This is a genomic window from Aphanizomenon sp. CS-733/32, from assembly GCF_028330045.1.
Taxonomy (GTDB): domain Bacteria; phylum Cyanobacteriota; class Cyanobacteriia; order Cyanobacteriales; family Nostocaceae; genus Dolichospermum; species Dolichospermum gracile.
Map to the genome: position 1 here is coordinate 21,879 of NZ_JAQMSE010000174.1, position 7,027 is coordinate 28,905.

The window sequence follows — 7,027 nt, forward strand, 5'->3', positions numbered from 1 at the left end:
CATTGCTTTGTAACTAAAAACAAGATTCGCAAGGTATATTTTGTGTTTAGCTGGATGTTTATTTTTTCTATATCTGGCGTTTATGGTGTTTAGTTTTTTCTAAACGAACAAAAAGATCCCCGACTTCTTAAAGAAGTCGGGGATCTGAAACCTTATTCTATTAGTTATTTACGAATCATGAAATTCCCTATTCTTATGACTTATTTATCAATGAAATTTTTAACTATTTTTATGCTTTTTTTGATAATTATAGTTATGGAGTTTTCCACACCAAATGATTATGTATTTGGATATCTCTACACTGGGGCGATTTTATTAGCTAGTTTCTGGTTTGGGCGAATTGCTACTATCCAAACAACTTTTATGTCTGTGTTTTTAACGATTTTGAATCTGGGTTTACCTGGCAGCGAGGAGATTCATTTTTATACAATTGCTAATCGAGCGATCGCTATTGTAGCACTAATCATCACTGGCTTTTTAAGCGATAGATTACGTCTTTCCCAAGATGCAATTATTCAACAACAATCAAAGTTACAATCACAAGAACAATTAGCCAGAATCAGAGAAGATTTTGTTTCTACTCTTACCCATGATTTAAAAACTCCACTTTTAGGAGCCATAGAAACTATTAAGGCTTTTCAACAAGAAAAATTTGGTGCAGTTTCCCTCCGTCAACAAACTGTTTTAGCCACAATGGCACGTAGTCATTCAACTTCCTTGCAATTAGTAGAAACCTTGTTAGATGTTTATCGCAATGATACAGAAGGTATTAAATTAAATTTAGCTCCTGTGGATTTGACTATTTTAGCGGAAGATGTTACTTCCACTCTCAGAGAATTAGCCGTAAATCGTCGTGTTTATTTCTCATTTAATTATGGTGATTCTGATTGGAAAAAATCCTTATGGGTAAATGGTGATGCTTTACAATTACAACGAGTTTTTAGTAATCTGATAGTTAATGCTATTAATCATTCTCGTCGTGGTGAGCGGATTGAAATTATTTTACAAACAACATCTTCCTATCAAGTCGTAAAAATTGTAGATAGGGGTGCTGGTATTCAATCAGAGGAGTTTGTTCACTTATTTACCAGATTTTATCAAGGAATTAGTCAAGGAAAAGGTTCTGGTTTAGGTCTTTACCTATCTCGACAAATTATTGAAGCTCATGATGGTACAATTTGGGCAGAAAATAGATTACCTCATGGTGCTATTTTTGCCTTTAAGCTGCCTATTCTTCCTAATTAATTATTCTTAATCATCTGAAATGCTATCTACCTCTATCAAAATTCTTTTAGTCGAAGATGATGAACTTTTTCGCTTGGGTTTGCACGTGCGACTACAACAAGAAACAGGATTAGAAGTTATTGCTGAAGCTGAAGATGGTGAAACCGCTATTGAATTGGTTAAACAACATCCTGTAGATGTGGTACTTTTAGACGTAGGACTACCTGGAATTGGCGGTATTGAGGCTTGTCAGCAAATAAAGTTACAGTATCCCAAATTACCAGTTTTAATTCTTACTTCCCATTCTCAAAAATCCTTGATTTCTCAGTTAATTGCCGTTGGCGCTCAAGGTTATTGTCTTAAAGGTATCGCTGCGGAAAAATTAGTTTTAGCTTTGCGTTCAGTTACCGCCGGTGCTTCCTGGTGGGATGAAACCGCAACTCAAGAAATTCGTTCTGGTTATCATGGAGAACAGCCTCATGGAGATGATACATCCTATCATCCTCTCACTCATCGGGAGTTAGAAATTCTCTCTTTGATCGCCACAGGAAAAACTAATCAAGAAATCGCTAATTTATTATATATTACATCGGGAACAGTTAGAGTTCATGTTCATACTATTTTACACAAGTTAGATGTCAGCCATCGAACTCAAGCTGTAATGGTAGCTTTGGACAAAGGTTTAATTAAAAGTTGCTGAAAAAGTCTTTTGATTAGGGCTAGGAGGTAGGGGCGCAAGGACTGCGCCCAATCAGGATTAATACGCCACGCTACGCTATCAGCAAACCATATTTAAGGTTTTAGAAAGTAGCCGTCTGAATGGCTTCTTCTGGTCCAACTAAAGACAGATAAGGTGCTTGTAAATATTTACGAGCGGCGGTAATTGCTTCAGTTGCAGTCACATTATTAATTAATTCGGGAAACTTTTGATCAAATTCAATTCCTAAACCTAAAATTTCATACCAGCCATATATTTGAGCAATATGTCCATTAGTTTGTTTACCTAACGCATATTGACCGATAATTTTGTTTTTAGCAGTTTGTAACGCTTCCGCTGATAGTTCGGTGGTACATAATAATTCTACTTCTTGGCGGAGTCCATTAAAAGCAATTTTGGTATTTTCCGGTGCAGTGCCAATATAAACTACAAAGGCAGCGGGAAAAAGTCGAGTTGAATAAATAGCAGATACGTCATAAGCTAACCCTTGCTTTTCTCGTAATTCTACAAATAAACGACTAGAAAGACCATTGCCTAAATAGGTAGCCAGTAATTTGAGAGCCGCATATTCTGGGTTAGTTACTGATGGTCCTAAATAACCCAACATAATAATTGATTGTTGAGTATTTAAAGGTTTAAGACAGGGTTTAGGTGATGCAGTAATAGGTGGTAAATCAAGAGTTGGTTGGGCGGAATTTGGGATTTCCCAATCACCAAAAATCTTAGTTACCAATTTCTCCGCTTCTGTTGCTGTAATGCGTCCAGCAATGCTAATGACAATATTATCAGGACGGAAATGAGTTTGATGATATTCTACTAAATCATCACGGGTAATGCTACTCATGGTTGTTTCATCACCTAAAACTGACAGCGAGTAGGGATGATTTGGGTACATTACCTGACGCAGTTGTTCAAAAGCCAGGTTAAAAGGCTGCTCCTTTTGGGAACGAATATCTTGGATTGCTAACCGTTTTTCTAGTTCTACTTGATTTTCGGGAAAAGTAGGCGATCGCAATAATTGTCCAGCTAATGTTAAAATATCAATAAAATCAGCAGTTACAGTTTTCAAAGATAGCACAAAATAATCTGTAGCCGCATCTGTCCCTAAACTAGCCCCCACAGACTCAACTTTTTCCGCAATTTCTAAACTCGATAAACCATCACATCCCTTTGTCATTACCGCCGATAACAAATGCGCTAACCCAGCTTTTTCTCGCTGTTCATAACAACTACCAGCGCGAATAAAAATCCGCCCCGCAATAATATCAGCAGCCTGATTTTCTGATACTAATAAAACAATGCCATTACTTAATACAGTGCGATGAATTAGAGAGCGACTATTAATAGTTTGCATTTTTAATTTCACAGGTTAATAACTAACAAGGTTGGAGAATTGTCACGGCATAATTAGCTGGTGAAAGATACTGTTGAGCTAATTTTTGCAGTTCTTGAGGATGGAAAGACTGGATTTCTTGAGGATAGGTAACAGCTAATTCAGCGTTAGCAATGGTATGATAATAACCATAAAAATTAGTTAGCTGATTTGGCGTTTCTGTAGAAAAAGCATAATCATTACATAGAAACCTTTGAATACGATTTAGTTCTGACGTGCTAATTTCTTGATTTTGTAATGCTTGTAAATGATTACAAATCAACTCTTCAACTCGTTCCAGATATTCTGATTCTAACCAAGCTGTAATTGTCAGTAAACTTGATTCTTTCTGTAACGAGAAATCACAGCAAATGTCCTGTACAAGTTGCTTTTCTTCCCGCAAATCAGATACTAACCGAGAAATTCTCCCTGCTCCTAACAGTGCTGATAATAATTCTAAACCATGAACAGCCCGCAATTGTTCCGCACCCGGAACTTTCCAACCCATCATTAACCGTGCTTGTTCTAGTCTAGGTAAAATTAACTCATGACGACGAATTCCTTTAATTACCGGTGCTGCAACTTTGGTAAATTGGGGACAATTATCCCGTTGAGGAAAATTTGCAAATGTCCGGTTTACCAACTCCCGCGCAGCTTTTTCACCAATCCCCCCCACCACAACCACAGTCATATTTTCTGGTTGATAGTGAGTGCGATAAAAACAGCGCATAGCTTCCGGGGAATGCTGCATTAATTCTGGCTCAGTCCCCAGCACAGAACGTCCATAAGGGTGATGTTGGTAAATATTTTTCACAAGAGATTGAAAACCCACCCAATCAGGATCATCATTGTAAGTACGGATTTCTTCTAGCACTACATCCCGTTCTCTGATAAATTCATCGTCAGGAATGGCTGCATTCAGGAGTAATTCGCCTAAATGGGGGAGAGTATGCTCTAGATGATTAGCCGCAGTTGTAATGGAATAATGGGCGTAATCGTGGCTAGTTGCGGCATTACTCACCCCGCCGATTTTTTCAATGTGATAATCAAATTCTCCAGGCAGCAGGTTTGGTGTACCCTTAAAAATCATGTGTTCTAGAAAATGTGCCATGCCAAACCAAGGTTCTGGTTCTAGGTTAGTTCCCGCACGCACCCAAACGTCAGCTACCACTACGGATGTAGTGGATATCTCTTGGTGAATGAATGTCAAGCCATTATCTAATTTGATGACTGAACCGGGAAACACGTTGTTAGTTAGTTGTTTTGACAATTTCTATAGTTTCAAGCACAATATAATTTTGTCATTCTAACCTTGATTTTCACAACTTATACCAATTTTATCTGAAGCTGCACAGAATAATCATCATCATTTATCTGCGTTTATCTGCGTTTATCTGCGGTCAATAATTCTTGATATCTTATTCTATACAGCTTTATCTTAAACTAAGAACGAACCGCAGAGGACGCAGAGGACACAGAGAAATCAGGGTTTGAGGGTTTTTTTGCGTCAGTCCTAAATTTGATGATATGGACGTTTCATGGAACGTCTCTACATTATTGATCATCAAATGTCTGATTTAAACGGCTAGATTTTCCCTTTTCCAAGTTGCCAAATCTGCTAAGGATCTATCCCGGTAACGTCCATATTTTTCTGGTTTACTCTTGATTTTCACACCTAAATCTGGAACAATTCCAAAATTAGGAGCCATTGGTTGAAAATGCTTAGGAGCAGCGGATCTGATAAACTCAAATAAAGCCCCCATCATGGTTGTCACGGGCAAAATTAGGGGTTCTTTTCCTAAAGCTAACCTAGCTGCATTTGTTCCCGCTAACCAACCTCCCGCAGATGCAGCGGTATAACCTTCTGTCCCGATTAATTGTCCCGCAGCCAATAACGTTGGACGTTCTTTAAATTGCAAACTTGCAGACATTAACTGTGGTGCATTTAAAAAAGTATTACGGTGCATGACTCCTAATCTGACAAATTCGGCTTTTTCTAAACCAGGAATCATTTGAAAAACTCGTTTTTGTTCACCCCAGCGCAAATTAGTTTGAAAACCAACCATATTCCAAAGTTGACCGGCTTTATCTTCTTGTCGTAATTGAATTACCGCATAGTTACGTTCTCCATTGCGAGGATCAGATAAACCCACTGGTTTGAGGGGACCATAACGCATGGTATCTTCACCTCTTCTGGCCATTTCTTCAATTGGTAAACAAGCTTCAAAAAATTTCGCTGTTTCCTTTTCAAAGTCTTTTAATTCTGTTTGTTCTGCTTGACAAAGTGCTTCTCTAAATTGTAAATACTGCTCTTTATTCATCGGACAATTCAGATAAGCTGCTTCACCTTTATCATAGCGAGAAGCCATAAATGCAATATCTTTATTAATAGAATCTCCGACAATAATTGGACTTGCAGCATCAAAAAAGTTGAGATATTCCATCCCCGTAAACCGCTGTAAATCTGCGGCTAAATCAGGACTGGTTAAAGGTCCAGAGGCTAAAACAACGATACCTTCGGGAATGGCGGTAACTTCCCCGCGACGAAAATCAATTAAAGGGTGATTGGCTAGGGTTTTGGTCAAATCTTCCCCAAATTGCCCTCTATCTACCGCTAAAGCCCCTCCAGCGGGGACTGCGTGTTCATCTGCTTTAGAGATGACAATAGAACCGAGTTGGCGTAATTCTGCGTGTAATAGACCGGCAGCGCGATCGCTCGCCATAGCCCCGAAAGAGTTACTACAGACCAATTCTGCCAAATTTTCGGTATGATGGGCAGGGCTGAAGCGTTTAGGGCGCATCTCGTGAAGAATTACGGGTATTCCTGCCTGGGCTATTTGCCATGCGGCTTCTGTTCCTGCGAGTCCACCGCCAATTACTTGTATCGGTTGTTGTATCATAGTTGTTTTTTTGTGCTTTTTTATTATTGCTTTAGTTATAATAACAATTAATAATAGGTTACAATGATTAATACTCAATCCTCAAGTTGTTAAATTCATCAATTTTGGTATTTATGACTATGAATATTAGCCTTCAACCAGAACAGGAACAGTTAATTCAAGCGAAATTGCAAACTGGTAAATATGAAAATGCCTATCAGGTAATTGTAGCAGCTTTGCAATTATTAGAGGAAAGAGATAAACATTATGAACAATGGTTAGACGAAACCCGTAAAAAAGTAGATGTGGGTATTGAACAAGCTAATAGGAGACAATTGACTAATGGTGATGTTGCTTTTGCTAAATTGCGAGAAAAACTTGCTAAAAAAGGTGAATCTTCGCAATGAGTAATTACAGTTTAACAGATCAGGCAATAGAAGATATCAATGAAATTTGTGATTATTTATCAGGTTTCAATTTAGAGTCTGCAAATCAATTTCTAAATAATATTGAACAAAAATGTCAAGTGTTAGCACAATTTCCTAACATGGGGCGTAGCTATGCTGAAATTTTGCCTGAATTGCGAGGAATATCTGTAAATCCTTATATTATTTTCTATCGGTTGATAAAAGATGATGTGGAAATTATTCGGGTTGTTAATGGATATCGTAATCTTGAATCTTTGTTTTCTTAAGAGGGTGTTTGAAAAGTCTCTCATGGTGTATCAAATTTTTTCAGATCCCCCTAAATCCCCCTTAACAAGGGGGACTTTGACTCTATTTCCCCCCTTAACAAGGGGGGTTAGGGGGATCTGTAAGTACCTAAAATCACAAC

7 protein-coding genes are annotated in these 7,027 nt (G+C 38.1%); 4 read left to right on the forward strand and 3 right to left on the reverse strand.

The features are described from left to right. Positions 1–231 precede the first annotated feature (231 nt). The gene (locus PN471_RS13965; protein ID WP_334311919.1) at positions 232–1,245 is read left to right on the forward strand and encodes a sensor histidine kinase; all 1,014 of its coding nucleotides are present in this window, start codon (positions 232–234) and stop codon (positions 1,243–1,245) included. Between the two features lie 19 nt (positions 1,246–1,264). After that, positions 1,265–1,924 (forward strand): response regulator transcription factor, encoded by a 660-nt coding sequence (locus tag PN471_RS13970; protein WP_271777366.1) that lies wholly within the window; start codon positions 1,265–1,267, stop codon positions 1,922–1,924. A gap of 100 nt (positions 1,925–2,024) precedes the next feature. Here PN471_RS13970 and PN471_RS13975 read toward each other — a convergent pair whose 3' ends face one another. The 3 genes from PN471_RS13975 to trmFO all read right to left on the reverse strand — a co-directional run bounded on the left by PN471_RS13975 (position 2,025) and on the right by trmFO (position 6,214). Next, on the reverse strand, positions 2,025–3,296 hold the full coding sequence (locus tag PN471_RS13975; RefSeq protein ID WP_271777367.1) for a M16 family metallopeptidase: 1,272 nt from the start codon (positions 3,294–3,296) through the stop codon (positions 2,025–2,027). 22 nt (positions 3,297–3,318) lie between these two features. Continuing rightward, complete coding sequence (locus PN471_RS13980; RefSeq protein ID WP_271777373.1) at positions 3,319–4,560, reverse strand: M16 family metallopeptidase; 1,242 nt, start codon at positions 4,558–4,560, stop codon at positions 3,319–3,321. Positions 4,561–4,891: 331 nt separating this feature from the next. After that, the gene (gene trmFO, locus PN471_RS13985) at positions 4,892–6,214 is read right to left on the reverse strand and encodes an FADH(2)-oxidizing methylenetetrahydrofolate--tRNA-(uracil(54)-C(5))-methyltransferase TrmFO (protein ID WP_271777368.1); all 1,323 of its coding nucleotides are present in this window, start codon (positions 6,212–6,214) and stop codon (positions 4,892–4,894) included. A 113-nt stretch (positions 6,215–6,327) separates the two neighbouring features. Between trmFO and PN471_RS13990 the strand changes: the two genes are divergently transcribed. After that, positions 6,328–6,600 (forward strand): ribbon-helix-helix domain-containing protein, encoded by a 273-nt coding sequence (locus PN471_RS13990; RefSeq protein ID WP_334311920.1) that lies wholly within the window; start codon positions 6,328–6,330, stop codon positions 6,598–6,600. Next, complete coding sequence (locus PN471_RS13995; protein WP_271777369.1) at positions 6,597–6,887, forward strand: type II toxin-antitoxin system RelE/ParE family toxin; 291 nt, start codon at positions 6,597–6,599, stop codon at positions 6,885–6,887. The genes PN471_RS13990 and PN471_RS13995 overlap by 4 nt, the downstream gene beginning before the upstream one ends. The last annotated feature ends 140 nt before the right edge of the window (positions 6,888–7,027 follow it).